General features: G+C 74.0%; 26 protein-coding genes and 1 riboswitch. Of the genes, 15 read left to right on the plus strand and 11 right to left on the minus strand.

Annotated features, from left to right (window positions below):
- The first annotated feature begins 36 nt into the window (after nucleotides 1–36).
- From AAG589_RS18235 to AAG589_RS18245, 3 genes are all read left to right on the plus strand, one after another.
- Nucleotides 37–996: a carbohydrate ABC transporter permease gene (locus AAG589_RS18235; protein WP_430568716.1), complete on the plus strand. Its 960-nt coding sequence runs from the start codon at nucleotides 37–39 to the stop codon at nucleotides 994–996.
- A 100-nt stretch (nucleotides 997–1096) separates the two neighbouring features.
- Nucleotides 1097–2407 (plus strand): ABC transporter substrate-binding protein, encoded by a 1311-nt coding sequence (locus AAG589_RS18240; RefSeq protein ID WP_430568717.1) that lies wholly within the window; start codon nucleotides 1097–1099, stop codon nucleotides 2405–2407.
- Between the two features lie 188 nt (nucleotides 2408–2595).
- On the plus strand, nucleotides 2596–3597 hold the full coding sequence (locus AAG589_RS18245; protein ID WP_430568718.1) for an App1 family protein: 1002 nt from the start codon (nucleotides 2596–2598) through the stop codon (nucleotides 3595–3597).
- On the opposite strand, the gene AAG589_RS18250 is transcribed toward AAG589_RS18245, so the two are convergent.
- Together AAG589_RS18250 and AAG589_RS18255 are read right to left on the minus strand one after the other, a co-directional pair.
- Nucleotides 3564–4250: a response regulator transcription factor gene (locus AAG589_RS18250; protein ID WP_430568719.1), complete on the minus strand. Its 687-nt coding sequence runs from the start codon at nucleotides 4248–4250 to the stop codon at nucleotides 3564–3566. The genes AAG589_RS18245 and AAG589_RS18250 overlap by 34 nt on opposite strands.
- A 45-nt stretch (nucleotides 4251–4295) precedes the next feature.
- A complete protein-coding gene (locus AAG589_RS18255; RefSeq protein WP_430568720.1) occupies nucleotides 4296–4898 on the minus strand; it encodes a TetR/AcrR family transcriptional regulator in 603 nt (200 codons plus the stop codon).
- 72 nt (nucleotides 4899–4970) lie between these two features.
- Between AAG589_RS18255 and AAG589_RS18260 the strand changes: the two genes are divergently transcribed.
- The 3 genes from AAG589_RS18260 (at nucleotide 4971) to AAG589_RS18270 (ending at nucleotide 7517) form a co-directional block, all read left to right on the plus strand.
- Entirely contained in the window at nucleotides 4971–5495 is a 525-nt protein-coding gene (locus tag AAG589_RS18260) for a DnaJ family domain-containing protein (protein WP_430568721.1), read from the plus strand.
- 88 nt (nucleotides 5496–5583) lie between these two features.
- On the plus strand, nucleotides 5584–6579 hold the full coding sequence (locus tag AAG589_RS18265) for an NADP-dependent oxidoreductase (RefSeq protein ID WP_430568722.1): 996 nt from the start codon (nucleotides 5584–5586) through the stop codon (nucleotides 6577–6579).
- A 65-nt stretch (nucleotides 6580–6644) separates the two neighbouring features.
- A complete protein-coding gene (locus AAG589_RS18270; protein ID WP_430568723.1) occupies nucleotides 6645–7517 on the plus strand; it encodes an alpha/beta fold hydrolase in 873 nt (290 codons plus the stop codon).
- Between the two features lie 10 nt (nucleotides 7518–7527).
- On the opposite strand, the gene AAG589_RS18275 is transcribed toward AAG589_RS18270, so the two are convergent.
- The gene (locus AAG589_RS18275; RefSeq protein WP_430568724.1) at nucleotides 7528–8130 is read right to left on the minus strand and encodes a TetR/AcrR family transcriptional regulator; all 603 of its coding nucleotides are present in this window, start codon (nucleotides 8128–8130) and stop codon (nucleotides 7528–7530) included.
- 162 nt (nucleotides 8131–8292) lie between these two features.
- On the opposite strand from AAG589_RS18275, the gene AAG589_RS18280 reads away from it, so the two are divergent.
- Together AAG589_RS18280 and AAG589_RS18285 are read left to right on the plus strand one after the other, a co-directional pair.
- Nucleotides 8293–9369 (plus strand): alkene reductase, encoded by a 1077-nt coding sequence (locus AAG589_RS18280; protein ID WP_430568725.1) that lies wholly within the window; start codon nucleotides 8293–8295, stop codon nucleotides 9367–9369.
- A gap of 46 nt (nucleotides 9370–9415) precedes the next feature.
- Complete coding sequence (locus AAG589_RS18285) at nucleotides 9416–10129, plus strand: SDR family oxidoreductase (protein WP_430568726.1); 714 nt, start codon at nucleotides 9416–9418, stop codon at nucleotides 10127–10129.
- Here AAG589_RS18285 and AAG589_RS18290 read toward each other — a convergent pair.
- From AAG589_RS18290 to AAG589_RS18310, 5 genes are read right to left on the minus strand one after another with little or no spacing between them, the layout of a single operon-like run.
- Nucleotides 10126–11463: a sensor histidine kinase gene (locus AAG589_RS18290; protein WP_430568727.1), complete on the minus strand. Its 1338-nt coding sequence runs from the start codon at nucleotides 11461–11463 to the stop codon at nucleotides 10126–10128. The two genes, AAG589_RS18285 and AAG589_RS18290, sit on opposite strands and share 4 nt — an antisense overlap.
- Nucleotides 11464–11522: 59 nt before the next feature.
- Nucleotides 11523–12218 carry a ubiquinone/menaquinone biosynthesis methyltransferase gene (locus AAG589_RS18295; RefSeq protein ID WP_430568728.1) on the minus strand — a complete coding sequence of 232 codons (696 nt, stop codon included), beginning with the start codon at nucleotides 12216–12218 and terminating at the stop codon, nucleotides 11523–11525.
- Nucleotides 12215–12862: a lysophospholipid acyltransferase family protein gene (locus tag AAG589_RS18300; RefSeq protein WP_429762715.1), complete on the minus strand. Its 648-nt coding sequence runs from the start codon at nucleotides 12860–12862 to the stop codon at nucleotides 12215–12217. Before AAG589_RS18300 ends, AAG589_RS18295 begins: the two co-directional genes overlap by 4 nt.
- 47 nt (nucleotides 12863–12909) lie before the next feature.
- Nucleotides 12910–14175 (minus strand): NYN domain-containing protein, encoded by a 1266-nt coding sequence (locus tag AAG589_RS18305; protein ID WP_430568729.1) that lies wholly within the window; start codon nucleotides 14173–14175, stop codon nucleotides 12910–12912.
- 10 nt (nucleotides 14176–14185) lie between these two features.
- Nucleotides 14186–14875, minus strand: coding sequence for a Pr6Pr family membrane protein (locus AAG589_RS18310; RefSeq protein ID WP_430568730.1), 690 nt, complete (start codon nucleotides 14873–14875; stop codon nucleotides 14186–14188).
- 92 nt (nucleotides 14876–14967) lie between these two features.
- Between AAG589_RS18310 and AAG589_RS18315 the strand changes: the two genes are divergently transcribed.
- The 6 genes from AAG589_RS18315 to AAG589_RS18340 all read left to right on the plus strand — a co-directional run bounded on the left by AAG589_RS18315 (nucleotide 14968) and on the right by AAG589_RS18340 (nucleotide 22931).
- Nucleotides 14968–17238, plus strand: a complete 2271-nt coding sequence (locus tag AAG589_RS18315) for a carbon starvation CstA family protein (RefSeq protein WP_446719765.1) — start codon at nucleotides 14968–14970, stop codon at nucleotides 17236–17238.
- Nucleotides 17222–17470: a YbdD/YjiX family protein gene (locus AAG589_RS18320; RefSeq protein WP_430568731.1), complete on the plus strand. Its 249-nt coding sequence runs from the start codon at nucleotides 17222–17224 to the stop codon at nucleotides 17468–17470. Before AAG589_RS18315 ends, AAG589_RS18320 begins: the two co-directional genes overlap by 17 nt.
- Nucleotides 17471–17511: 41 nt before the next feature.
- Nucleotides 17512–18423: an NADP-dependent oxidoreductase gene (locus AAG589_RS18325; protein WP_430568732.1), complete on the plus strand. Its 912-nt coding sequence runs from the start codon at nucleotides 17512–17514 to the stop codon at nucleotides 18421–18423.
- 93 nt (nucleotides 18424–18516) lie between these two features.
- Nucleotides 18517–18623: riboswitch (SAM riboswitch) on the plus strand.
- 5 nt (nucleotides 18624–18628) lie between these two features.
- The gene (locus tag AAG589_RS18330) at nucleotides 18629–19675 is read left to right on the plus strand and encodes a methylenetetrahydrofolate reductase (RefSeq protein WP_430568733.1); all 1047 of its coding nucleotides are present in this window, start codon (nucleotides 18629–18631) and stop codon (nucleotides 19673–19675) included.
- 25 nt (nucleotides 19676–19700) lie between these two features.
- The gene (metE, locus tag AAG589_RS18335) at nucleotides 19701–22094 is read left to right on the plus strand and encodes a 5-methyltetrahydropteroyltriglutamate--homocysteine S-methyltransferase (RefSeq protein ID WP_430568734.1); all 2394 of its coding nucleotides are present in this window, start codon (nucleotides 19701–19703) and stop codon (nucleotides 22092–22094) included.
- A gap of 312 nt (nucleotides 22095–22406) precedes the next feature.
- Nucleotides 22407–22931: an FBP domain-containing protein gene (locus AAG589_RS18340; RefSeq protein ID WP_430568735.1), complete on the plus strand. Its 525-nt coding sequence runs from the start codon at nucleotides 22407–22409 to the stop codon at nucleotides 22929–22931.
- 34 nt (nucleotides 22932–22965) lie between these two features.
- Here the strand turns inward: AAG589_RS18340 and AAG589_RS18345 are convergent, their stop codons facing one another.
- Entirely contained in the window at nucleotides 22966–23442 is a 477-nt protein-coding gene (locus tag AAG589_RS18345; protein ID WP_430568736.1) for an SRPBCC family protein, read from the minus strand.
- A gap of 16 nt (nucleotides 23443–23458) precedes the next feature.
- Here AAG589_RS18345 and AAG589_RS18350 point away from each other — a divergent pair, with 16 nt between their 5' ends.
- The gene (locus AAG589_RS18350; RefSeq protein WP_430568737.1) at nucleotides 23459–23797 is read left to right on the plus strand and encodes an ArsR/SmtB family transcription factor; all 339 of its coding nucleotides are present in this window, start codon (nucleotides 23459–23461) and stop codon (nucleotides 23795–23797) included.
- Between the two features lie 19 nt (nucleotides 23798–23816).
- Here the strand turns inward: AAG589_RS18350 and AAG589_RS18355 are convergent, their stop codons facing one another.
- Nucleotides 23817–24479, minus strand: a complete 663-nt coding sequence (locus AAG589_RS18355) for a GOLPH3/VPS74 family protein (protein ID WP_430568738.1) — start codon at nucleotides 24477–24479, stop codon at nucleotides 23817–23819.
- Between the two features lie 43 nt (nucleotides 24480–24522).
- The gene (locus AAG589_RS18360) at nucleotides 24523–26022 is read right to left on the minus strand and encodes an aldehyde dehydrogenase (NADP(+)) (RefSeq protein ID WP_430568739.1); all 1500 of its coding nucleotides are present in this window, start codon (nucleotides 26020–26022) and stop codon (nucleotides 24523–24525) included.
- Nucleotides 26023–26024 lie beyond the last annotated feature (2 nt).

The raw sequence follows: 26024 nt of genomic DNA on the forward strand, positions 1-26024 counted from the left end.
CTCCAACGCCTGGGTCCACTACTCCGGAGACAACCGATGAGCGCGCACATCACGACACCGCCTCTGTCGGCCCAGGCGGCCGCGACAGGAATCGCCACCGGGGGCGGCGGGTCCCGCCCGGCAGGCCCGGTCGACACCTCCTCACGTCAGGCGGCGAAGCGGCGTCGGGGGGCCCGGTCGGTCGGGTTCCACGCGTTCATGGTCGTCTGCACGATCGTGGTGCTGTATCCCGCGGCGTGGATGCTCATGTCCTCGTTCAAACCGTCCAACGAGATCATCGGGAACATCAGCCTGTGGTCGGACAACTTCTCGCTGTCCAACTTCGCCACCGCGTTGTCCGGGATCGGCGGGGTCGGGTTCTGGACCTTCTTCGGCAACTCGATGATCCTGGCCGTCGCGTCGGTGGTCGGGGTGATCCTGTCCTCCACCGTCGCCGCGTACGCGTTCGCGCGGATCGACTTCCCCGGCCGGGGCATCTTCTTCGCGATCATGATCGGCACCCTGCTGCTGCCGTTCCACGTCGTGATCATCCCGCAATACATCATGTTCAACGAGCTCGGCATGGTGAACACGTTCATCCCGCTGCTGGCACCGAAGTTCCTCGCCGGGGAAGCGTTCTTCGTGTTCCTCATGGTCCAGTTCATGCGCAACCTCCCCCGCGAGCTCGACGAAGCAGCCCGCATCGACGGCGCCGGCCACGGACGCATCTTCGGCTCGATCATGCTGCCCCTGATGCGCCCCGCCATCATCACGTCCAGCATCTTCGCGTTCATCTGGTCCTGGAACGACTTCCTCGGCCCCCTGCTCTACCTCAAGAAGCCCGACCTCTACCCCCTGCCCATCGCGCTACGCCTCTACGTCGACCAAACATCCGTGTCCGACTACGGCGCCCAGATGGCCATGGCCGTCCTCGCCCTGCTGCCCGTGATGCTCTTCTTCATCCTCTTCCAGCGCTACATCGTCGACGGCGTCGCCACCCAAGGCCTCAAGGGCTGACGCCCCCCGTTCGTTCGACGCACCACAGCACCGACCGACCAGCCCGCGGCAACCAGACCGCCCGGGCCCGACCCCCGCAGAGCTGCGGGACGGAGGAACCATGAAGCTCGCACGACTCTCCGGCGCCGTCGCCGCCATCGCCGTCACGGTGGGACTGACCGCGGCCTGCGGGAACGGCGGCGCCGACGCCGGCCCGGCCGCCCCGGTCTCCACCGACGAGGACATCACCCTGACGTTCGCGTGGTGGGGCAACGACGACCGCGCCGCCCGGTACGAGAAGGCGATCGACGCCTTCGAGGAGAAGCACCCGAACATCACCGTCCAGACGCAGTTCCAGTCGTGGGACGACTACTGGACCGCGCGCTCCACGGAGGCCGCGGGCAGCGCCCTGCCCGACGTCGTCCAGATGGACGCGGGCTACGTGCGGCAGTACGGCGCCACGGGCCAGCTCGCCGAGCTGGACGGGCAGGTCGGCGTCAACCTCGACACCGACGGCGTCGACGACACCGCCCTGGCCTCGGGCCAGATCGAGGGCAAGACCTACGCCGTGCCCGTCAGCCTGAACACCCAGTCGATCATCTACAACGCGAAGCTCCTCAAGGAGCTCGGCGTCGAGCCGCCCGCCGACGGCTACACCTGGGACGACCTGGTCCAGTGGTTCGCCGACGTCGCCGAGGCGGGCGCGAAGCACGACCCGCAGGTCTACCCCGTCGGCGACATGACAGGGAACAACCCGTGGTTCCTGCAGTGGCTGGTGCAGCAGGGCAAGGCGCCGTTCACCGACGACGGGCAGATCGCGTTCACCAAGGAGGACGTCCAGGCGTGGGCCGACCTGTGGGCCCCGCTGCGCGAGCAGAAGGCGTTCTTCCCCGCGCAGCGCAAGGCGCAGCTCGAGCCCAAGACGGGCCTGAACTCGGCGGAGGTCGTGGCCGAGGCGAACTGGGACACGCTCATGCCGAACTACACCGCGGAGCTCGGCAGCGACGACCTGAAGCTGCTGCCCATCCCCACCGGCGACGACGGCAAGAAGATGTACTGGCACTCCGGCGTCATGCTGTCGGCGTCGGCGAGCTCCTCGCACCCGGACGCCGCGGCCGCGTTCATCGACTTCATGACGAACGACCCGCAGGTCGGCGAGATCTTCGGCACGAGCAAGGGCGTCCCCTCCACGCAGGCGCAGAAGGACGCGATGACGGTGGACGACGGCACCCCGGACGACCGTCTCCTGACGTACGAGGACGAGCACGCCGACGACGTGACCGAGCCCGCGCCGGTGCCCGTGGAGGGCTACGGCGAGATCGAGCTCGAGATGGCCCGGCTGTCCGAGGAGATGGAGTACGGCAACCTCACCGAGGACCAGTTCGTGGACCAGTGGTTCCAGTACGTGCAGGACACCGTCAAGGCGCAATGACCCCCGCCGGACCCCGGTGACCCTCGTGGCGCCGCGTGCCCGACGCGCGGCGCCACGAGGGAACAGGGACGATCGGGACATGCCCGGCCCGCACGCCCCCGCCACACCGCCAGCCACGCAGCCCCCCCGCCCCGCGGCCCACGCAGCGGCCCCACGTCGCGGCGCTGGTCGAGGACTGGTGGTGCACCGTGGCGGGGGCGTTCCTGCGCCGCCGCGGCTGGGTGCCGCGGCTGCTGCCCTACACCGGGTACGGCACGCCGCGCGGCGTGCGGGTGCTGGCGCGCGTGCTGCTGGTGCCGCCGTCGCGCACCAGGGGCCCGCTCTCCCCCGTGCGGCACCCGGACCGACGGCCCCTGCGGAGCTACCTCACGCTGCCGGCCCCGGGCGAGCCGGTGCGCGTCGCCGTGGGTGGCGCCGCCGCCGACGTCGCGACGGACCGCGCCGGCTACGTCGACGTCGAGGTGCCGCTGCCGGGCGACGCTCCCCTGGCACCCGGCCGGCACGACGCGACCCTCACCGCCCTGCGCCCCGGATCGGCCGCGCCCGTCGTCGCCCCGGTCGTCGTGGTCGGCGACGACGCGACGGTCGGCGTGGTCAGCGACATCGACGACACGGCGATGGTCACCGCCGTCCCGCGGCCGTTCGTGGCGGCGTGGAACACGTTCGTCACCCGGGCGAGCGCCCGCCGCCCCGTGCCGGGCATGGCCGAGCTGTACCGGCGGCTGGCCGCCGAGCACCCCGACGCGCCGTTCGTCTACCTCTCCAACGGCGCCTGGAACACGGCCGGCACGCTGGCCCGGTTCCTCGACCGGCACGGCTTCCCGGACGGCCCCCTGCTGCTCACCGACTGGGGGCCCACGCAGACCGGCTGGTTCCGCAGCGGGCCGCAGCACAAGGGCGACAGCCTCGACCGGCTGATGATCGCGTTCCCGCGCGTGCGGTGGCTGCTGATCGGTGACGCGGGGCAGCTCGACGAGGACGTGTACGTGCGGGCGTCGGCGCGCTGGCCCGGAAGGGTCGTCGCGATCGCCATCCGGCGGGTGGAGCGCGCCAGGCTCCGGCCCGCGCGCGGCCGGCCCGACCCCGGCGCCCCGCTCGTGCGCGGGGCCGACGGGTGGGAGCTCGGCGAGCGGCTCGCCGACGTCGCCGACCTGCGTCAGCGGCGCAGCGGCACGAACCCCGACTCGTAGGCGCGCACCACCGCCTGGGTGCGGTCGCGCACGTTCAGCTTGGCCAGGACGTTCCCGACGTGCGTGCGCACCGTCTCGACGCCGAGGTACAGCTCGGCGGCGATCTCGGCGTTGGACAGGCCCGCGGCGACGAGGCGCAGCACCTCGGCCTCGCGGTCGGTGAGGCCGACGGACCGGAGCCCGTCGCCCGGCGACGCGTCCGGCCCGTGCGCGGCGACGAGCCGCCGGACGGCGTCCGGGAACAGCAGCGAGTCGCCGCGCGCCACCACCCGCACCGCGTGCGCCACCTCCTCCGGGCGCGCCCGCTTCAGCAGGAAGCCCTGCGCCCCCGCGTGCAGCGCGTCGAGCACGTGGTCGTCGTTCTCGAACGTGGTCAGCACCAGCACGCGCGGCGCCGGCGCGTCCGGCCGTCCCGTCGCGACGACCGCGCGGGTGGCCGCAATCCCGTCCACCCGCGGCATGCGCACGTCCATGAGCACGACGTCGGGCCGCGCCTCGCGCACGACCTGCGGCACCTCGGACCCGTCGCCCGCCTCCCCCACGACCTCCAGATCGGGCTCCGCGTCGAGGATGACGCGCAGCCCCGCGCGCACCAGGCGCTCGTCGTCGACGAGGACGACACGGACGACGGCGGCGCTACCGGGGGCGGTCACCCGCACGATCCTGCCGCACGCCCGGCGCGGCGTCGCCCCACGGGATCACGGCGCCCCGGCGAAGAGGCGGTCCAGGTGCTGGTCGACGGCCGCCAGCGCGGCCTCGGGCTCGACGACGCCGAGCTCGAGCAGCGGCGTGAACCCGGTCAGCGCCAGGACGAGGTCCGTCTCGACGTCGGGGTCGCGGTCGGGGGCGATCTCCCCCTGCGCGATCGCCTGGCGCACGAGCCGCTCGACCATGGCGCGGCCCTCGCGCAGCCCGAGGCCCGCCTGCTGCCGCAGCGCCGGGTCGTGCAGCGCCTCGAGCACGTACGCGGCGCTCATCCGGGACGACGCGCGGGCGTCGGGGTGCAGCGGGAGCATCTCCGCGACGACCAGGCGCAGCACGTCCTGGGGGTGCGGCGGCTGGTCGAGCGCGGCCAGCCCCCGCGCGACGCGGTCGGAGGTCCGTGCGGCGGTGAGCTCCATGGCAAAGGCCAGCAGCGCCGCGCGGGACGGGAAGTAGTGCTGCAGGTGCCCCAGCGAGACCCCCGCCTCGCGGGCGACCTCGCGCATGGTCGCCCTGGTCCAGCCGTCCTGGTCGACCACGCGCCACAGCGCCTGCGCGATCGCCTCGCGTCGTTCCCTGTGGTCCACCAGCTTCGGCACCTCGACCCCTCCCGTCTGGCCTACGGCCGACACAATACACTTGACTGGTAACCCGTCCGGACAGGAGGGACGATGACCGACCAGCACCCGCCCGCCGCGTTCTTCAACCCGTACGCGGTCGCGATCGACGACGAGGTGGCCATCGCGCTGCTCGCCGACCTGCAGATCCGCAGGGCGATGGAACGCGGCGAGTTCGACGACCTGCCCGGCAGCGGCAAGCCGCTCGACCTGTCCGACCGCCACGATCCCGACTGGTGGCTGAAGAGGCTGCTGATCCGCGAGAAGCTCGTGCTGCTGCCACCCTCCATCCAGCTGCGCAAGGACGACGCCGCGCTCGACGCGCGCCTCGACGAGCTGTGGAGCGAGGAGGACGTGCGCGAGGAGGTCGAGGAGTTCAACCTGCGCGTCCGCCGCGGCCGCTACCAGCCGCCGGCCGGGCCGCCCCTGGTCACCATGCCGCGCGACGTCGACGCGACGGTCGCCGCCTGGGCGGAGCGCCGCGCGGCCCGGCGCGCGGAGGCGGCGCAGGAGCAGGCGCGGGCGGAGGCGGCCGCCCGCGAACGCCGTCGCCCTCGACTCCTCCGTCGGCGGCGGTAGGGATATATGAGTAGACTCAGTCTTGAGTCAACTCGGCAGCCGCGGATCCCCGCACCGCCGACCGCCACCACTCGACCGAGGAGAGACCGTGCGAGCGTTCGTGTTCGACACGTACCAGCAGCCCGTCCACGAGGCGCAGGTGTCGGAGCCCGGCGTCGGCGACCACGACGTGCTCGTCCGCGTGACCGCGGCGGGCGTCAACCAGCTCGACGAGAAGATCCGGGAGGGCGAGTTCAAGGCGATCCTGCCGGCCAAGACCCCCCTGACGCTCGGGCACGACGTCGCCGGCACCGTCATCCGCGTCGGCGCCGGCGTGACCGGGTTCCGGCCGGGCGACCAGGTGTTCGCCCGGCCGCGGGACGGCCGGATCGGGACGTTCGCCGAGCGCATCGCGATCGACGAGGCGGACCTCGCCCACGCGCCCGCGCGGCTCAGCCCCGTCGAGGCGGCGTCCCTGCCGCTGGTGGCGTTGACCGCGTGGCAGGCGCTCGTGGTCAGGGGGAACGTGCAGCCCGGGCAGAAGGTCCTCGTCCACGCCGGCGCCGGGGGCGTCGGGTCGATCGCGATCCAGCTCGCCAAGCACCTGGGCGCCCACGTGGCGACCACCGCCTCCGCCAAGAACGCCGACTTCGTCCGCGACCTCGGGGCGGACGTCGTCGTCGACTACCGCTCCCAGGACTTCGAGGCCGAGCTCTCCGGCTACGACCTGGTCCTCGACAGCCTCGGCGGCGACAACCTCGCCGGGTCGCTCCGCGTCCTGCGCCCGGGCGGGAAGGTCATCGGGATCGCCGGGCCGCCCGACCCGGCCTACGCGAGGGAGAAGGGGCTGAACCCGGTGCTGCGGCTGGCGATCGCGGCGCTGAGCCGCAAGGTCCGCCGGCAGGCCACGAAGCTGGGCGTGACCTACGAGTTCCTGTGGATGCACGCCAGCGGCGAGCAGCTCCGGCAGATCGCCGCGCTCGTCGACGACGGCGTCCTGCGCCCCGTGGTCGGGAAGACCCTCCCGTTCGACCAGACCCCGCAGGCCCTCGACGCCCTGGGCGCGGGCGGCCTCCGCGGCAAGGTCGTGGTCACCGGCCCCTGATCCTCCGCCGGGCCGCAGCGGCCACCAGCAGAACGGTTCGACGACCGATCGAAGGAGCCACCATCGTGAGCAGCACCGACGACACCGACAGCACCGAGGCACCGATCACCTCGTACGCGCACGCCCCGACCAGGTCGGTCACCGCGGGCGGCGTCACGTTCGCCTACCGCGAGCTCGGCCCGGACGACGGGATCCCCGTCGTGTTCTTCGTGCACCTGGCCGCGACCCTCGACAACTGGGACCCGCGCCTCGTGGACGCCGTCGCGCAGACCCGTCGGGTGATCACGTTCGACCAGCGCGGCGTCGGCGCCTCGTCCGGCACCGTCCCCGGCACCATCGAGGAGGCGGCCGACGACGCCTACGCGTTCGTCACGGCGCTCGGCCTCGACACGATCGACGTCTTCGCGTTCTCGATGGGCGGGATGATCGCGCAGGACCTGATCGTCAAGCACCCCGACCTGGTCCGCAGGCTCGTCCTCACCGGCACGGGGCCCCGCGGCGGGAGGAACATCGACAAGGTCGTGGGCGTGACCTACTGGGACGTCCTCCGCGCGACCCTCACCCGGTCGGACCCGAAGGAGTTCCTGTTCTTCCCCCGCGACAAGGACGGCAAGCGGGCGGGGAAGGCGTTCGTCGCGCGGCTCCAGGAGCGCACCGTCGACCGCGACAAGGACATCAGCCTCACGGCGTTCCGCACCCAGCTGAAGGCCATCCAGCGGTACGGGCGCTCCGCCCCGTCGGACCTGTCGGTGATCACCCAGCCCACCCTGATCGCCAACGGCGACCACGACCGCATGGTGCCCTCGATCCTCTCGGCCGACCTGCACCAGCGGATCAAGGGATCCGAGCTGATCATCTACCCGAACTCCGGGCACGGCGGCATCTTCCAGAACTGGGAGACCTTCGCCCCCGTCGCCGCGAGGTTCCTCGCCCCGTGACCGCCCCGGGTCAGCGAGGGAGGATCGCGGCCACCTGCGTGCGGATGCTCTCGAGGAGCTCTGGGATGCTCGCGCCCGCGTTCGGGCTGGCGCCCAGCTCCACGAACAGGATGGCCGAGACGACGTGGGCCAACGTCGCCGCCTGCGCGGCGGGCACCTGCGCCCGGCTCGTCAGAAGATCGGCGACGGCCTCCTCCGTCCGGGCGACGATGGCCAGCGCCTCGGCGTGGTGCGGTTCGCTCGGGTCGCCGAAGACCATCTCCCGCAGGTAGGTGCGGCCGTTGTCGACCTGGACGCGGTTGCACTCCGCGATCTGCTCCACCAGGGCCATCACCCCGTCCAGCACCGTCGGTGCGTCCGCGGCCGCGGCGCGGCCACGCTCGAGCGCCGCGGAGTAGTGCGCGTTCTGCACCAGGAGCAGCAGCTCGCCCTTGGTCTTCGCGTACAGGAACAGGGTGCCGGTGCCGATGTCCGCCGCGTCCGCGATCTGCTGGGTGGTGACGTCGTCGACCCCGCGCTCGGCGAACAGCTCGCTCGCGGCCGCGGTGATGCGCTCGAGCTTGGCCTGCTTGTTCCGCTCGCGTCGCCCGAGCGGTTGGGGCGCCACCGGCATCGGTCCTCCCGGGAATAGTCTCTGACTCGCCTCAGTTTTGAGTGTAGTCACTGTCGCGTGGGCTCGGATACGGCCCTGGTCATCCTCCCACCCCGGTGCCGGACCACCACGGTCTTGCGCCGCAGGCAGTGACGACCCGCTCGACGACAAGGAACCGCACGGATGACCTCCCCCTCTCTCTGGCAGCCGCTCGCCCTCGGCCAGCTGGAGCTGCCGCACCGGCTCGCGCTCGCCCCCATGACCCGCAACCGCGCCCACCCCGACGGCACCCCCGGGGAGCTCGCCGCGGAGTACTACGGCCAGCGGGCCTCCCTGGGTCTGCTGATCACCGAGGGCACGCAGCCGTCGGAGGACGGGCAGGGGTACGTCAACACCCCGGGCATCTACACGCCCGAGCACGTCGACGGGTGGCGGAGGGTCGCCGACGCCGTGCACGCGGGCGGTGGCCACCTGTTCGTCCAGCTCATGCACGTCGGCCGGATCTCCCACCCGGACAACACCCCGCACCACCGGCAGCCGGTCGCGCCGTCGCCGATCTCCGCCGACCAGGACATCTACACGCCCACCGGCCCCCAGAAGACGCCCGTGCCGCGGGAGCTCAGCGGCGAGGAGATCCAGGACGTGATCGGCGAGTTCCGGCACGCGGCGGCCTCGGCCGTCGCCGCGGGGGCGGACGGGGTGGAGATCCACGCCGCCAACGGGTACCTGCTGCACCAGTTCCTCGCCCCGAACGCCAACCAGCGCACCGACCCCTACGGCGGGTCGGTCGAGAACCGGGCGCGGTTCGTCATCGAGGTCGCGCGCGCCGTGGCCGACGAGATCGGCGCGGACCGCACCGGCATCCGCATCTCCCCCGCGTTCCCGCTCGGCGGTCTCGACGAGGGCGACGCCGAGGCCGTGCGTGCCCAGTACCGCTACCTCGTCGGCGAGCTCGCCCCGCTGAACCTCGGCTACCTGCACGTGCACCACCTCGGCGACGACGAGCTTCTGCGGTCCTTCCGGGACGTGTGGCCGACCGCGGTCCTCGTCGTCCGGTACGGGCGCGAGCGCGACGGCATCGGGGCGGACATCGACGCCGGGCTCGCCGACGTCGAGCCGCTCGGCCGGTTCGCCCTCGCCAACCCGGACGTCGTCGAGCGGCTCCAGCAGGACGCGCCGTTCAACGAGGTCGACCCGGCCACCCTCTACACCGGCGGCGCCACCGGGTACACCGACTACCCGGTCCTCACCCACGCCTGACCCCCAGGCCCGCAACCACCGACCCCCTCAGAGAACAGGAACCACCATGACCTCGCTCCACGGCGCCGTCGTCCTCGTCACCGGCGCGAACGGCGGCATCGGCACCCACTTCGTCCGCGAGGCGCTCGCCCGCGGCGCCGCAAAGGTGTACGCCACCGCCCGGACCCCCCGCGACTGGGACGACGAGCGCGTCGTGCCGCTCACCCTGGACGTCACCGACCCGGCCTCCGTCCGGGCGGCCGTCGAGGCCGCCCCCGACGTGACGGTGCTGATCAACAACGCCGGCGCGAGCGTGTCCAGCATGGGCATCCTCACGCACACCGACGAGGAGATCCGCCGGAACGTGGAGACCAACTTCCTCGGCCCGCTGTTCCTCGCCCGCGCCTACGCGCCGCTCCTGTCCGCCCGGGGCGGGAACGCGGCGATCATCGACATCCACTCGGCCCTCGCCTGGTACGCCGTCGGCGGGATCTACTCGGCCACGAAGGCCGCGCTGTGGTCCGCGACCAACTCCCTGCGGCTCGAGCTCCAGCCCGCCGGTGTCCAGGTGGTCGGGGTGCACGTCGGGTGGGTCGACACCGCCATGGCGGCCGCCACCACCGACCCGAAGCTCGACCCCGCCGTGCTCGTCTCGACGGTGCTCGACGCGACCGAGGCCGGCAAGCTGGAGGTCCTGGCGGACGAGACCTCCGTCCAGGCCAAGGCCGGCCTCTCGGCCCCGCTCGAGGCCGTCTACCCGCAGCTGGCCGCGACGCGCTAAGGACGGTGCGGGCGCGGCGCCCCGCCGTCGTCGAGCGGGAACCGCGCCCGCACCACCCACGCGCCGCCGTCCGGCCCGGCGGCGAGGTCGCCACGCAGCAGGCGGACGCGCTCCGCCATGCCGCGCAGGCCACGCCCGCCGATCGAGTCCGGCGATTGAGCCTGTCGAGATCCGGCGAGCGGGGTTTCGACAGGCTCCACCAGCGGATTCGCCACCTCGACGTCGAGGGCACCGTCGGCGACGGACACCCGCACCGTCACCGGCCGGCTCGGGGCGTGCCGGACGGCGTTGGTCAGCGCCTCCTGCACCACGCGGTACGCCTCGTGCGACGTCGCGCGCGGCAGCGCGCCCGTCGCCCCGTCGCCGAGCTCGAGGCCGACGTCGGTCCCGGCGCGGCGGGCGTCGTCGACGAGCGCGGGCAGGTCGTCCAGCGAGCGCGCGGGCGCGCGGGTCGCGGCAGCCGGTGCGTCGTCGCCCGCGCGCAGCAGGCCCAGCACGTGGTCGAGATCCGCCATCGCGGACCGGCCCGCCTCCTCGATGGCGGCGAGCGACCGCCGCGCCGCGTCCGGGTCGGCCTCGACCTGCCGGGCCGCGGCCGCCGCCTGGAGGGTCGTCACGGTCAGGGCGTGCCCCACGGAGTCGTGCAGCTCGCGCGCGAGGCGCCCGCGCTCGGCGAGCCGGTCCGCCCGCGCCTCGAGCTCGGCGACGCGTGCCGTCTGGTCCGGGCCGAGCAGCGGCTCGGCCGACTGTCGCAGCAGCCGCCGCGCCAGCGCCGTGCCGTACGGCAGCGCGAGCAGCTGGAGCACCGCCAGGGCCACCCACCAGGCGGGGTGCTGCGAGAGCGCCGGGGAGACGTCCACGAGGAACGCCCGGTCGACGCCGAAGGCGGACAGCACGAGCTGCGTCGCCAGCGGCACCGCGACCAGCAGCCCCAGCGTGACCAGCGCGCCCAGCACGAGATGCAGCGCGAACCACGCGGCCCCGCGCCACCGCGTCGCGACGGTGGGCGACCCGACCGGGTCGGGGAGGGTGCGCGCGTCGACGTCGAGGAACGTGCGCACGGCGGCGACCTCCAGCGCCCGCACGGGGGCGAGGAACGGCGGCGAGCCCACGATCACCGCGGTGACCAGGGCCAGCACCCCGACGGCGACCCGCGGCGTCGCCGGGTCGGCGAACATCTGCACGAATCCCGCGGCGAGCGCGACGTACGCACCCGCCAGCACGCCGCCGATGACGAGGTACACGCCGGCCCGCACCGTGGACGCGCTGGTCAGCGGCGTCAGCGCCCAGCGCAGCGTGCGCCGCCCTCCGCCCGCCGTCGTCCGCGCCGTCATGCCCGCCAGTCTTCCCGGCGACGCGGCCGTGCGCCTCCCCCGCCCGGGGGAACCCGCAGCTATGGCTTGCGGGCGCTGACGATCATGTGGGTGCCGAGGAACCGGCGGCGCCAGGTGACGTCGTCGAACCCGAGCCGCCAGAGGATCGAGGCGACCTGCTCGGGCGACATGAACCCCAGGGTCGTCTCCTCGAGGTACGTGTACGACTCCTTGTCGCGCGCGACGAGCTGCCCGAGCAGCGGGACGACGACCTTCACGCCCAGCGTCACGGGCACGCGCAGCAGCCCGCGCGGCGGGCAGGTCTCGAGCAGCGCGAGGCGGCCGCCGGGCTTGAGCACCCGCAGCTGTTCGGCCAGCACACGCTCGGCGTTCTCCACGTTGCGCAGCAGGTAGCCGTGCGTGACGGCGTCGAAGGAGGCGTCGTCGTAGGGCAGGGCGTTCGCGTCGGCGAACTGCCAGGTCACGGCGTCGGCGCCGGGCTTGGCGCGCGCGCCCTCCAGCATCCCCTCGGAGAAGTCGACGCCGTGGATCGTCGCGCCGGGGTACCGGCGGGCCGCCTCGAGGGCGATGACGCCGGTGCCGGTGGCGATGTCGAGCAGCGACCCGCCGTCGGGCAGCTGGGCCCGGCGCGCGACGTCGCGGCACCAGGCGGCGTGGCGCCCCAGCGTCATGAGGCGGTTCATCCGGTCGTAGTAGCCGGGGACCGTGTCGAAGAGGCGCTGCACCTCCTCGCCGTGCGGCGAGGGCTGGGTCACGCGGCGAGCTCCTGGCCGCTCATCTTGTGGATGGACGACATGACGTGGTCGGTCAGCTCCCGGCGCACCTGGGCCGGGCGGGCCCCGGCGGTGAGCTGCCGCGACGGGTCGATCGGGGCGCCGAAGTGCACCTGGATGCCACGGGTCGGGCGCGGGAGCCGCTTGCCGACGGGCTGCACCTTGTCGGTGCCGCGCAGGGCCACCGGGACGACGGGCGCGGAGCCCGCGAGGGCCAGCCAGGCGACGCCGGTGTGCCCCTGGTGCAGCTTGCCGTCGCGGGAGCGCGTGCCCTCGGGGTAGATGCCGAAGGCGCCGCCGCGCTTGAGCACGACGAGCGCGTCGTCGAGCGACCGCTGGCCGGCGCGCGGGTCCTCGCGGTCCACGGGGATGTGGCCCATCGTGGTGAAGAACCAGCGCGAGACCCGGCCCTTGAGGCCGCGGCCCGTCCAGTACTCCGCCTTAGCGATGAAGGTGACGTGCCGGGGCACGACGAGCGGGATGATGATCGAGTCGATGAACGACAGGTGGTTGCTCGCCAGGATCACCGGGCCGCGCCGCGGGATGTTGTGCAGCCCGGTCACCTGGGGGCGCAGCAGCACGTACACCAGGAGCGACAGGACGAGGCGCAGGAACCGATAGGTCACCGCACCATTGTGCCCCCTGCTCCGCCCGGCCTCGCCGAGGCGGCGTGTCACGCCACGGTGACGAGGTAGTCCTCGGCGTCGTCGTCCCAGGCCAGCCCCACCGCGCCCGAGGCGGCGGCGCCCTTCACGAACTGCAGGAAGCCGCGGTAGCCGAGCGCCTTCTCCGAGAAGTCGGGGCGGCGCTTGCGCACCTCGTTCTTCAGCCCCGACAGGGCGGCGGTACCGCCCGCGCCCTGCACGGCCGTGCGCAGCAGGCCGAACGCGCCCTCGGTGTCCTCCTGCTCGGGCAGCGCCACCTCCGGGTCGCCGGTCGACGGCCCGGGCGACAGGACCACGAAGCCGCGGTCGGCGAGGAACCGCAGGAACTCGCCGAACGTGCGGAAGCCGTAGTCCGACTCGCTGAACGTGGGGTCCTTGCGCACCATGGTGCGCTTGAGCATCGACGCCGTGACCGAGCCGCTGGTCGAGGCCTGCAGGTCGGCGAGCGTCTGCGCCACCCGGACCTCCATCGTCGCGTCCTCGCCCGCGGAGGCGGCCGCGTCGTCGTGCTCGAGGTCGGTCTCGACCACGGCCTCCACGGCGGGCTCGGCCGCGGGCTCGACGGCGACCTCCTCGGCGGGCGCCTTCTTGCGGCGGCGGGAGCTCGTCGTGGCGGACGCCGCGGGCACGGCCTCCTCCGCAGGGGCGGTCTCGGTCGCCCCGGTCGTCTCGGCCGGGGCCTCGGCGGGGGCGGGCGTCTTGGCGCGGCCGCCGCGGCCGCCGCCGGAGCGGCCCGTGCCGCGGGTGCCGCCGCGCCCGGACCGCTTGGGGGCGGGCGCCTCGGACTCGTCGGGCACGTCGACGCCCTCGAGCCGGTCGTAGAAGAGGAACTCGTCGCAGGCGGGCGGCAGCAGGCGCGACGTGGAGTTCTCGACGCCGACGCCGATGACGCGCTTGTCGAGCTCGCGCAGCTTGTGCACCAGCGGGGAGAAGTCGGAGTCGCCCGTGCACATGACGAACGTGGTGATGTACTCGCGCTCGAACGCCATCTCGATGGCGTCGACGACCATCTTGATGTCGGCGGCGTTCTTGCGGGACGCGCCCATGCGCTGCGTCATCTCGATGAGCTCGACCTGGTGCCGGGTCAGCATCCGCCGGTCCTCGTCGAAGTACGACCAGTCCGCGTACGCGCGCCGCACCACCACCCGGCCGCGGACGGCGAGCGCGTCCGCGATGGGCTTGAAGTCGAACTGCATGCCGCCCAGGTGGTCGCGGGCGCCGAGCGCCAGGTTCTCGTAGTCGAGGAAGACGGCGAGGCGCTCTTCGGTGTCCATGCTCGTCACCCTACGGCGCGGCGACACGCCCGCGCGCCCGCTGCCCCAGGGCCCGGTCCACCCAGAACAGCCCGTAGGCCACCACCTCGAGCGCGACGGTGATGCCGACGAGGTTCACGGCGACGGCCCCCCAGCCGAGGGCGTCCACGTCCATGAACGGGTAGGGGTACATGCCGCCGCCCGAGAGCGGCCCGCCCACCTCGGCCCGCACGAACGCGAACACGAGGTAGGCGTACGGCACGAGCGCCCAGCACAGCGGGTCGTAGGCGCGGAACGTGCCCTTGGGCCCGAAGAGCAGGTAGTCGCCGATCGCGAGCAGCGGCACGACCACGTGGACCAGCAGGTTGGTGAGCTCGAGGACGGCGCCCGCGCCGTCGCCCATCGTGAACGAGAGCGGGGCCAGCAGCACGCAGTACACGAGCATCGTGGTGAGGATCGCCATCGTCACGTACCCGGTGCCGCGCGCGGAGACCGTCGACGCGCCGCGCGGGCCGTCCCGGCGCAGGTCGACGGCGGTGCGCACCGTCTGCGCGACGGCCCACACCAGCACGAGGGCGTTGCTCAGCACCGTGAAGTAGGCGAAGGCGCCCGGCGCCCACGACCCGGTGAGCAGGCCGCAGACCCGTCCCAGCGCCAGCACCGTGACCAGGGTCCACGCGATCCGGTACGCGAGCGCGGCGCGGCGGGAGGCGATCAGCACGTCCCGCAGCCTAGCCAGCGGGGACGACGGCGCGATTCCTCACCCCCTATCCTGTGTCGGGTCCCGACGACGCGACGCCTTGGAGGCTCACCTTGTCAGCAGAATCCGGAGCCGCCACGGCGACGGACGAGATCGTCCCCGACCCCGCGCTCCCCCCGACGGCCGTCCCGGCCGAGGACCTCAAGCCCCGCTGGACGCCGGCGAAGATCGCCCTCTGGGTGGCGATCGCCCTGCTCGGCGGCATCGCGTGGGTGATGATCGCGCTGGTGCGCGGCGAGACGATCAACGCCATCTGGTTCGTCTTCGCCTCGGTGTGCACGTACCTCATCGGGTACCGCTTCTACTCGAAGGTGATCGAGCGGTACATCACGCGCCCCGACGACCGTCGCGCCACCCCCGCCGAGACCCGCGAGGACGGCAAGGACTTCGTCCCCACCGACCGCCGCGTGCTGTTCGGCCACCACTTCGCCGCCATCGCGGGCGCCGGCCCGCTGGTGGGCCCGGTGCTCGCCGCGCAGATGGGCTACCTGCCGGGCACCATCTGGATCATCGTGGGCGTGGTGCTCGCGGGCGCCGTGCAGGACTACACGGTGCTGTTCTTCTCCATGCGCCGCGGCGGCCGCACCATCGGCCAGATGGCGCGCGAGGAGCTGGGCCGCATCGGCGGCGTCGCCGCGATCGTCGCGTCCCTGCTGATCATGATCATCATCGTGGCGATCCTCGCCCTCGTGGTCGTCAACGCCCTCGGGGAGAGCCCGTGGGGCGTGTTCAGCGTCTCCATGACCGTGCCGATCGCCCTGTTCATGGGCGTCTACCTGCGCTACCTGCGCCCGGGCAAGATCACCGAGGTCTCCCTCATCGGCTTCGTGCTGCTGCTCGCCGCGATCATCGGCGGCGGCATGGTGGCCGACACCGCCTGGGGCGCCGAGTTCTTCCACCTCGACCGCACCACCATCGCCGTCGGCGTCATCGTCTACGGCTTCGTGGCCGCGATCCTGCCCGTCTGGCTGCTGCTCGCCCCGCGCGACTACCTGTCCACCTTCATGAAGGTGGGCGTCATCCTGGTGCTCGCCGGCGCCGTCGTCATCGTGCGCCCCGAGATCTCCGTCCCGGCGATCAGCGAGTTCGCGAGCTCCGAGACCGGCCCGGTCGTGGCCGGCAACCTGTGGCCGTTCCTCTTCGTCACCATCGCGTGCGGTGCCCTGTCCGGGTTCCACGCGCTCATCTCATCGGGCACGACGCCGAAGCTCGTCGAGAAGGAGCGCCAGACGCGCTTCATCGGGTACGGCGGCATGCTCATGGAGTCGTTCGTCGCGATCATGGCGCTGGTCGCCGCGATCTCGATCGACCGCGGCGTGTACTTCGCGATGAACTCCTCGGCGGCCGCCACCGGCGGCACCATCGAGGGCGCGGTCGCGTTCGTGAACTCGCTCGGCCTCGCGGGCGTGAACCTCACGCCCGACACGCTGAGCACCCTGGCCAGCCAGGTGGGCGAGCCGTCGATCGTGTCCCGCACCGGCGGCGCCCCGACGCTCGCGCTCGGGCTGGCGCACATCATGCACCAGCTGGTGGGCGGCACCGCGATGATGGGCTTCTGGTACCACTTCGCGATCATGTTCGAGGCGCTCTTCATCCTCACCGCCGTCGACGCCGGCACGCGCGTGGCCCGCTTCATGCTGCAGGACACCATCGGCAACGTGGCCCCGAGGTTCAAGGACGTGAGCTGGCGGCCCGGGGTGTGGATCTGCACCGCGATCATGGTCGCGGGCTGGGGCACGATCCTCTACCTCGGCGTCACCGACCCGCTCGGCGGCATCAACACGTTCTTCCCGCTGTTCGGCATCGCGAACCAGCTGCTCGCGGCGATCGCGCTGGCCGTCGTGCTCGCCATCGTGGCGAAGCGGGGCCGCGCGTACTGGGCGTGGCTGTGGATCGTGGCCGTGCCGCTGGCGTTCACCGCCCTGATCACCATCTGGGCGTCGTTCGAGAAGATCTTCTCCGACGTGCCCGCGGTGGGGTACTGGGCGCAGCACCGGGCGTTCAAGGACGCGCTCGCCGCCGGCGAGACGTCGTTCGGGACGGCGCCCGACGTCGCCGCGATGGAGGCCGTGGTCCGCAACACCTTCGTCCAGGGCACCCTGTCGATCGTGTTCGTGGTGCTGTCGATCGTCGTGATCCTCGCGTCGCTGGTCGTGACGATCAAGGCGTTCCGCACCGGCGGCGGGGAGAACCACGAGGACCCGCCCGTCGTGTCGCGGCGGTTCGCGCCGGCCGGCCTGTTCGCCTCCGGCACCGAGAAGCAGATCGAGAAGCGGTGGGCCGACGCCGGCCTGCGGGAGTCCAGCGGTGCCGGGCACCACTGACGCCCGCGCCGGCAGCGTGCACGACGTCGCCCGGGCGCTGGCCCGGGCGACGTCGACCGCGGCGCGGAACCTGCGCTGGTACGTGCGGCAGGTGATGGGGGACGACGCCTACCGCACGTACGTCGCGCACGAGCGGTCCGCCCACCCGGACCGCGAGCCGATGGGCGAGCGCGAGTTCTGGCGCGAGCACTACGCCGAGCAGGACCGCAACCCCGGCTCCCGCTGCTGCTGACCGGGCGGGCACGACCCCGGCCGCTGCGCCAGGATGGCCGCGTGCGCGCGATCGTGTTCGAGTCCCACGGCGGCCCCGAGGTGCTGCACCTCGCCGACGTCCCCGACCCCCAGGCCGGGCCCGGTCAGGTGCGCGTGCGCGTCGAGGCCGCCGCCGTCAACGGCTGGGACGTGAAGTCCCGCGCGGGCGCCACCGGGGCGCCGGCGCCGGCGCGGCCGGTCGTGCCGGGGCTGGAGGTGGCGGGGGTCGTCGACCAGGTCGGCCTACCGGTCGAGGGCGGCACGACCGACGTCTCCCCCGGCGACCGCGTCGTCGGCTTCGCCGTCGGCGGCGGGTACGCGGAGCTCGCGCTGACGAAGGTGTTCGCGCGCGTGCCCGACGGCCTCGCCGCGACGGACGCCGTCACCCTGCCCGTCGCCGCGGAGGCCGCGACCCGCGTGCTGCGCCGGCTCGGCGTCCGGCCCGGCGAGATGCTGCTCGTGCACGGCGCGTCGGGGGCGGTGGGCGCGCTGGCCACCCAGCTCGCGGTGCGCCGCGGCGCCCGCGTGATCGGCACCGCGTCGCCGCGGGACCAGGAGCGGGTCGCCGCCCTCGGCGCGACGCCGACCCCTTACGGCGCCGGCCTGGTCGAGCGGGTGCGCGCCCTCGCCCCGGACGGCGTGGACGCCGTCCTCGACGCCTCCGGCGCGGGCGTCCTGCCCGACTCGATCGCCCTGCGCGGGGGCACCGACCGCATCGTCACCATCGCCGACGACGCCGCCGCGGACCTCGGCGTCGAGTTCAGCTCCCGGTCCGAGCGCGACGCCGGCGAGCTCGCGGAGGCCGTCGCCGCCCTCGCCCGCGGCGCCCTCGTGACCGCCGTCGGCGCGGTGCTGCCGCTGGCCGACGCGGCCCGCGCGCACGCGCTCGTCGAGTCCGGGCATCCCGGCGGCAAGGTCGTGCTGGTGCCCTGAGCAGGGCGTTCCCGCCCGCCCGGCCTCGGCGGCCGTCTCAGCAGGCGGTCTCATCCTCGACCGCATCGCGGATGCTGCGTACGATCGCGTGACAAGCCATCCAGAGCGGCCGAGAGTCCTGGCTCGACGACGCCGCAGCAACCCGTTCTCCGACGGAAGCCTCCCGAGGACGAAGGTGCTCACGCCAGGATCGATGGAGTGACGCATGGTCGCAGAGGCATCCCCTTCGCCCAACCCGGCAGCTCATCCGGCAGCCCAGCCGGCGCTGCCGGCACGCCCGACGGTCTCGTTCGAGCTCATGCCGCCGCGCCGGCCGGACGCCGCCCCCAAGTTCTGGGAGACGGCGCGCCGGCTCGTGGCCGCGCGCCCGGACTTCGTGTCCGTGACGTACGGGGCGGGCGGCGGTGACCGGGCGACCGCACGCCAGGTCGTGTCCACCCTGCTCGAGGGCACGCCCGTGCTGCCCGTGGCCCACCTGACCTGCGTCGGCGCGCACCGCGAGGACGTCTCCGCCGTCATCGACGACTTCCTCGACGCCGGCACCCGGGCGTTCCTCGCCCTGCGCGGGGACCCGCCGAAGGACCAGCCGGACTGGGAGCCTCCCGCCGACGGCGTCGCGTCCTCGATCGAGCTCGTGCACCTGCTGCGCGAGGTCGAGGCCCGGCGCTGCGCGACCGACCCCGGCGCCGCGCTGCGCGGGGCCGCCCGCCCGATGACGATCGCCGTCGCGACGTTCGTCGACGGCAACGTGCAGGCCGGCACCACCCGGGCCCAGGAGGTCCGGCGCCTCAAGGAGAAGCAGGAGGCGGGGGCGAGCTTCGCCATCACGCAGCTGTTCTACGAGGCCGACTCCTACACCGACTTCGTCGCCGAGGCCCGCGCGGCCGGGGTGACGATCCCGATCCTCGCCGGGCAGCTGCCCACGACCGAGCCGCGCCGGCTCCGTCGCGTCGAGGAGCTCACCGGCGTCCGCGCGCCCCGGCACCTGCTGGACGCGCTCGACGCCCAGCCGGACCCGGAGGCCCAGCACGCCTACGGGACCGCGCGCGCCGTGGAGCTCGCCCAGCGCGTGCTCGACGCGGGCGCCCCCGGCATCCACGTGTACACGTTCAACAAGTACCGTCCCGCTCTGGACCTGCTCGAGGGTGTCCACCTCGGCGGACCGGCGCCCTCCGACGCCTCGTCGGACGGCGCGGACCTGGCCAGAAGGCCGTGGGTACCGAGCATCCCGACCCAGGCTCCCGTCGTCTGACGGGCGCCCGACCTCTGGAGTGCTCATGTCCACCAGTTCCCCCGCCTTCCCGGGCGGCACCGTCCTCGGCTACCCGCGCATCGGGCGCCGCCGCGAGCTCAAGAAGGCCGTCGAGTCGTTCTGGGCCGGCCGCACCGACGCCGTCGACCTGGAGGTCACGGCCGGCGCGCTGCGCCGCGAGACCGCCCGCCGCCTCGTCGAGCTCGGGCTGAACCCCGACGACGGCTCCGTGCCCGGGTCGTTCTCCTACTACGACCAGGTGCTCGACGTCGTCGCGCTGCTGGGCGCCGTCCCCGAGCGGTTCCGCGACCTGCTCGACGACGAGGACGGCTCGCTCGAGCTGGACGGCTACTTCACCGTGGCCCGCGGCCGCGGCGAGGACGCCCCGCTCGAGATGACCAAGTGGTTCGACACCAACTACCACTACCTCGTGCCGGAGATCAGCGAGACGACGCCGGTCTCGTTCGCCGACCACCGCATCGTGCGCGAGTACGCCGAGGCCAAGGAGGCCGGCGTCACGACCCGCCCGGTGCTCGTCGGCCCGGTCACCTTCCTCGCGCTGTCGAAGGCGGCCGACGAGGCGGGCGACGGGTTCCACCCCCTCGACCGGCTCGACGACGTCGTCGCCGCGTACGCGGACCTGCTGCGCGCGCTGGCCGCCGTCGGCGTGCCGTGGGTGCAGCTCGACGAGCCCGCCCTCGTCACCGACTCCCTCGACGTGCCCGCCGAGCGGCTGCACGCGGCGATCGCCTCGGCGTACCGCACGCTGGCGACCGACCTCGCGACGGCCACCGACGACACTGCCTCTGAGGACACCGCGGGCGAGCGGCCCGCCATCCTCGTCGCCGCGCCGTTCGGCGGCCTCGGCGACGACGGCCTCGCCGTGCTCGCGGGCACCGACGTCGACGCTGTCGCGATCGATCTGGTCAAGGGCGCCGCTCCTGGCGGGCCGGTGCCCGGGCTCGAGGACAAGACCCTCGTGGCCGGCGTGATCGACGGGCACAACGTCTGGCGGGCCGACCTGGCCGCGAAGCTGGACGTCGTCGAGTCGCTGCGCGGCCTCGGCGCCGGGGCCCTCGCGGTCGGCACGTCGACGTCGCTGCTGCACGTGCCGCACGACGTCGAGGACGAGGTCTTCGGTGGCGGTCCGGGCACCACCCTCGACCCGCGCCTGCGCGACTGGCTGGCGTTCGCCGACCAGAAGGTCGGCGAGGTCGCGACCCTGGCCCGCGGGCTGGCCGGCGGCCGCGACGCCGTCGCCGACGCGCTCGCCGCGTCGTCCGCGGCCGTGGCCTCGCGCGCGACGGCGGCCGGCGTCGTCGTGCCCGCGGTGCGCGAGCGCGCGGCCGCACTGACCGACGCCGACTTCGCCCGCGGCCCGTACGCGGAGCGCGCCGCCGCCCAGGCCGCGCGCCTGGACCTGCCGCCGCTGCCGACGACGACGATCGGGTCGTTCCCGCAGACGCCCGAGATCCGCAAGGCGCGCGCCGCGTGGACCAAGGGCGAGCTGTCGGACGCCGACTACTCCGCCGCGATGCGGGCCGAGATCGCGCGCGTCGTGGCGCTGCAGGAGGAGCTGGGCCTCGACGTGCTGGTGCACGGCGAGCCGGAGCGCAACGACATGGTGCAGTACTTCGCCGAGCACCTCGACGGCTTCGCGGTGACGGCGAACGGCTGGGTGCAGTCGTACGGCTCGCGCTGCGTGCGCCCGCCGATCCTGTGGGGGGACGTGCAGCGGCCGGCGCCGATCACGGTCGAGTGGTCCGCGTACACGGCGTCGCTCACCGACAAGCCGGTCAAGGGCATGCTCACGGGCCCGGTGACGATCCTCGCGTGGTCGTTCGTGCGCGACGACCAGCCGCTCGGCGACACCGCGAACCAGGTCGGCCTCGCGCTGCGCGACGAGATCGCGGACCTCGAGGCCGCGGGCATCCCCGTCGTGCAGGTGGACGAGCCCGCGCTGCGCGAGCTGCTGCCGCTGCGGCGCGCGGACCAGCCCGCGTACCTCGACTGGTCCGTCGGGTCGTTCCGGCTCGCGACGTCCGGCGTCGAGCCCGCCACCCAGGTCCACACGCACCTGTGCTACTCGGAGTTCGGCGAGGTGATCGGCGCGATCGACGGCCTGGACGCCGACGTGACGTCGGTCGAGGCGGCCCGCTCGCGCATGGAGATCGTGCCGGAGCTCGCCGACGCCGGCTACTCCCGCGGCATCGGGCCGGGCGTGTACGACATCCACTCCCCGCGTGTGCCGTCGTCGGACGAGGTCACCGAGCTGCTGACGCTCGCCGTCAAGGCGATCGACCCCGCGCTGGTGTGGGTCAACCCGGACTGCGGCCTCAAGACCCGCAAGTACGCGGAGGTGGAGCCGGCGCTGGCCCGCCTCGTCGCCGCCGCCCGCGAGGTGCGCGCCACGCTCTGACCGGCGCCGTCGCCCGGGTGACGAATTCTCGTCGACCCGGGCGACGGTCCCGTGCCACCATGGACGGGCCGGTCGTGCCCCGGAGGCACGAGCGGACCAGACTTCACGAGCGAGACCTTCCACGAGCGAGGAGTGCGCGATGCCGGGCGTCGCAGGGAGCGGGGTGGGCCACCAGGCCTGCTCGGGCAGTCCCGCCTGCCCCAGCACCGCCTCCCGCTGAGCCCGACGGATCGAGCGTTCCGACGGACCGGCAGGTGAGGCGGTGCGGGGCTTCGACCTGCCCCCGCCCGCTCACCTGAAAGCCGATTCCTCATGACCCCGCTCACCGAGCAGCAGCTCCGCGCCTCCCTCGTCAACGCCACCCGCAGCGAGCGGCAGCGCATGATCGTCCCCGACCTCGCCTCCATGACGGCGGCGGACTGGGACCGCCTCGACTACCTGGGCTGGCGCGACCGCAAGCAGCCCCTGGCCGCGTACGTCGTGATGACGCTCGACGACGCGCCCGACGCCGAGCCCGTCGGCATCCTGCTGCGCGCCACCGAGCGCACCGGCCCGCGCCGCGCCGCCATGTGCGCGTGGTGCGAGGACGTCGTCGAGACCCGCGACGTGCAGCTGTACGTCGCCCGGCGCGGCGGCGCCGCCGGCCGCAAGGGCGACACGATCGGCACGCTGATCTGCGGCGACTTCCGCTGCAGCCGCAACGTCCGACGCCGGCCCACGCTCGCCGAGGCCGGGCGGGACGACGACGGCCTCCGCGAGGCGATCGTCGAGCGCCGCGTCGCCGGGCTGCGCCAGCGCTCCCGCGCCTTCCTCGACGAGGTGCGCCGCACCGCCTGACCCGCGCCGGCCGCTGCCGAGCAGGCGTAGCGGGCTACCGGTAGAACCCCTCGCGCAGGTTGATGCCGTGCTCCAGCCATGCCTTGAGCGCGGCGAGCATGCCGGTCCAGCCCTCGCAGTTGCCGAAGGCGTACGTCGCGCCGTCGGGCGTGACGGCCCACGAGGACTCGGTGATGGTGACGAGGGTGCGGGTGTCGTCGTCGAGCGGTTCGAGCTCGAACGTCGTCGTGGTCGAGCCGGAGCCGTCGGCCGTGTGCCCGCCCTCCCACCGGATGACGATGCGGCGCGGCGGGTCGGCCGCGACGACGGTGACGGGGAAGCGGCCGGGGAAGTCGGCGAAGTCCCAGGACACGTCGGCCCCGGGCTCGAGGCGCCCGCGGGCGCCGCCGGTCGTGAAGTAGCGGGAGAGCTGTTCGGGGTCCGCGATGGCCTCGTAGACGTCACGGCAGGGGCGCGAGACGCGGCCCGAGACCGTGAAGGTGAGCTCGGAGAGTGCCTGCTTCTCGTTCATGTTGTATTTTTATCACATGAATCGCCAGGCGCCCAGGGATCCGGACGACGCGTCCGACGACGATCTCGTGTTCAAGGCCCTCGCCGCCCCCGTGCGCCGGCGCATGCTCGACGCGCTCAAGGAGTCCACCCGCACCACCGGCGAGCTCTGCGCGCTGTTCCCCGAGCTGGACCGCACCACGGTGCTGCAGCACCTGCGCGTGCTCGAGCGGGCGGAGCTCGTCACGGGCCGCAAGGTGGGGCGCGAGCGCCACCTCGCGCTCGCGCCGCTGCCCATCAAACGCCTCCACGACCGGTGGATCGGCGACTACGCCCGCGCCGCCGTCGACCTGCTCGGACGGCTCGACGACGCGTGAGCTCCGGAGCGGCGGGCCGTCAGGTGCCGGCGGGCAGCACCAACGCCGCCGAGCCGACGACGCCGACCACGGCCGCGGCGACCGTCCCGGCCTCCTCACGGACCGCGCTCCCCCGCCACCACGTCGCCGCCAGCTCGCGCATCCGCGCCTCCGCCTCGCGGCGACGCTCGCGCGGGACGCGGGGCTGGAGCCAGCCGGACCCCTCGGCGAGGGTGAGCAGCGCGGCGGTCCGGTCGCCGGGCGCCGCGCCGTCCAGCAGGACGCGGTGGACGCGACGGCGCAGGGCGGACACCGCCGGGCCGTCCACCGTGCGCCACCGCGTGCTGCGGAGCAGGCCCCAGACGGCCCGGTCCTCCCGCCGGAGCAGGCCCTGGGCGACGAGACCGTCCAGCAGGGGACGCTCGACGTGGCGGGCCAGCACGTCGACGAGCTCGGCCGCCCGCCGCGGCGACGCGGCGGCGGCGTCGAGGACGCGGTCGAGCTCGGCACGGCCCGTCGGGGCGCCGTCCAGCACCACGACCGGCCCGTCGTCCCCCGGGGCCGCGGGCAGCGCCACGCGACCGGCGATCACCAGCTCGACGAGCAGCGCGCCCGCGAGCCGGTAGGGGGCGTCGTCGAACAGCGACGGGCCGGTGCGCAGGTCGTCGTGGGCCAGGAGCAGCAGCTCTTCGGCGATGAGCACGTGGTGGGTCCTCCCGTGAAGCGCCTGGTCGTGGCCTCGCTGCCTACCAGTGCGCCGACTCTGCCACACCCGAGCGCGTCTGCGGCACCCCCCACGGGTTACCGTCCTGCAACGGCGCGGGCAGCGCGGCCTGCGGGGCGTCCTGGTACGTGACGCCGCGCAGGAACCGGCCGATCGCCGCGGTGCCCACGGACGTCGCGTCGGTGGTCGTGGCCGGCCAGGGCCCGCCGTGCTGCATCGCGGGCGTGACGGCCACGCCCGTGGGCCAGCCGTCGACGAGCACCCGCCCGGCGTGCCGGCCCAGCGTCGCCAGCAGCCCGGCGACCTCGGCCCCCTCCTCCGGCCCGCGGTGCACGGTCGCGGTGAGCTCGCCGGGGAACAGCTCGGCGACGACGGCGCCCAGGTCCGTGCCCTCGGGGTAGGTGACGAGCACGGCGAACGGCCCGAACACCTCCTCCAGCACGGTGTCGCGGTGCTCGCGGAGGGAGGCCAGGTCGGTCTCGACGAACGTCGGCGTCGCGCGCACGACGCCGTCCTCCCCCGTCCGGGCGGTCCCCTCGGCCAGGACCTCGACGCCGGGCGTGCCCAGGACGGCCGACCGCCCGGCGACGTACCCCGCGCCGACGCGGGGGTTGAGGAGCGCGTGCTCGGGCACCGCGGCGGCCGCGTCGGCCACAACCGGCCCGAGGCCGTGCCCCTCGGGGACGAGCAGGAAGCCCGGCTTGGTGCACAGCTGGCCGGCCGAGCCGCTCACCGAGCCGACCCAGCCGCGGGCGATCTCCTCACCCCGGTCGGCGAGGGCGGCCGGCCGCACGAGCACCGGGTTGAGGGAGCCGAGCTCGCCGTAGAACGGGATCGGGTCGGGGCGCGACGCCGCGGCGTCGGCGAGCAGGCGGCCCACGCGCGTGGAGCCGGTGAACGCGGCCGCCCGGACGGCGGGGTGCGCCAGCAGGTCACGACCGGCGTCGTCGCCCTCGACCAGGGCGAACGTGCCGTCGGGCAGCCCGGCGCCGGCGAGGGCCTCGGTCATGAGGTCGGCCACGCGGCGGGACAGCTCGACGTGCCCGGGGTGGGCCTTGACGACCACCGGGCAGCCGGCGGCGAGCGCGGCCGCCGTGTCGCCGCCGGGCACGGAGAACGCGAAGGGGAAGTTGCTCGCCGCGAACACGAGCACCGGGCCGACCGGCCACAGCGTGCGGCGCAGGTCGGGGCGCGGGCCGAGCACGAAGTCCGGGTCGGCGGCGTCGAGGCGCACGTCGAGGTACGCGCCGTCCTCGACGACGCGGGCGAACAGCCGCAGCTGCACGCGGGTGCGCTTCAGCTCGCCGCGCAGCCGTGCCTCGGCCAGCCGGGTCTCGGCCGCGGCCAGCGCGACCAGCTCGTCCTCGTGCGCGCCGAGGACGTCGGCGACGGCGCGGAGCGCGTCGGCGCGGGTGGACGGCGGCAGGTCGGCCAGGGTCGGGGCGGCCGCCGCAGCGGCGCGCGCCGCCTCCTCCGGCTGCGCGGGCGCCGTCGTGGTCGGGGTGCCTGTGGGGGTGGTCATCG

This window comes from Isoptericola sp. F-RaC21 (assembly GCF_038593535.1).
Lineage (GTDB): Bacteria > Actinomycetota > Actinomycetes > Actinomycetales > Cellulomonadaceae > Isoptericola.

Bases quoted from the DNA above. Each gene is read 5' to 3' on its own strand.
- AAG589_RS18235 (WP_430568716.1), top strand. From the start codon at position 37: ATGAGCGCGCACATCACGACACCGCCTCTGTCGGCCCAGGCGGCCGCG.
- AAG589_RS18240 (WP_430568717.1), top strand. From the start codon at position 1,097: ATGAAGCTCGCACGACTCTCCGGCGCCGTCGCCGCCATCGCCGTCACG.
- AAG589_RS18260 (WP_430568721.1), top strand. From the start codon at position 4,971: ATGACCGACCAGCACCCGCCCGCCGCGTTCTTCAACCCGTACGCGGTC.
- AAG589_RS18275 (WP_430568724.1), bottom strand. From the start codon at position 8,130: ATGCCGGTGGCGCCCCAACCGCTCGGGCGACGCGAGCGGAACAAGCAG.
- AAG589_RS18280 (WP_430568725.1), top strand. From the start codon at position 8,293: ATGACCTCCCCCTCTCTCTGGCAGCCGCTCGCCCTCGGCCAGCTGGAG.
- AAG589_RS18285 (WP_430568726.1), top strand. From the start codon at position 9,416: ATGACCTCGCTCCACGGCGCCGTCGTCCTCGTCACCGGCGCGAACGGC.
- AAG589_RS18290 (WP_430568727.1), bottom strand. From the start codon at position 11,463: ATGACGGCGCGGACGACGGCGGGCGGAGGGCGGCGCACGCTGCGCTGG.
- AAG589_RS18305 (WP_430568729.1), bottom strand. From the start codon at position 14,175: ATGGACACCGAAGAGCGCCTCGCCGTCTTCCTCGACTACGAGAACCTG.
- AAG589_RS18330 (WP_430568733.1), top strand. From the start codon at position 18,629: ATGGTCGCAGAGGCATCCCCTTCGCCCAACCCGGCAGCTCATCCGGCA.
- metE (WP_430568734.1), top strand. From the start codon at position 19,701: ATGTCCACCAGTTCCCCCGCCTTCCCGGGCGGCACCGTCCTCGGCTAC.
- AAG589_RS18340 (WP_430568735.1), top strand. From the start codon at position 22,407: ATGACCCCGCTCACCGAGCAGCAGCTCCGCGCCTCCCTCGTCAACGCC.
- AAG589_RS18345 (WP_430568736.1), bottom strand. From the start codon at position 23,442: ATGAACGAGAAGCAGGCACTCTCCGAGCTCACCTTCACGGTCTCGGGC.
- AAG589_RS18350 (WP_430568737.1), top strand. From the start codon at position 23,459: ATGAATCGCCAGGCGCCCAGGGATCCGGACGACGCGTCCGACGACGAT.
- AAG589_RS18360 (WP_430568739.1), bottom strand. From the start codon at position 26,022: ATGACCACCCCCACAGGCACCCCGACCACGACGGCGCCCGCGCAGCCG.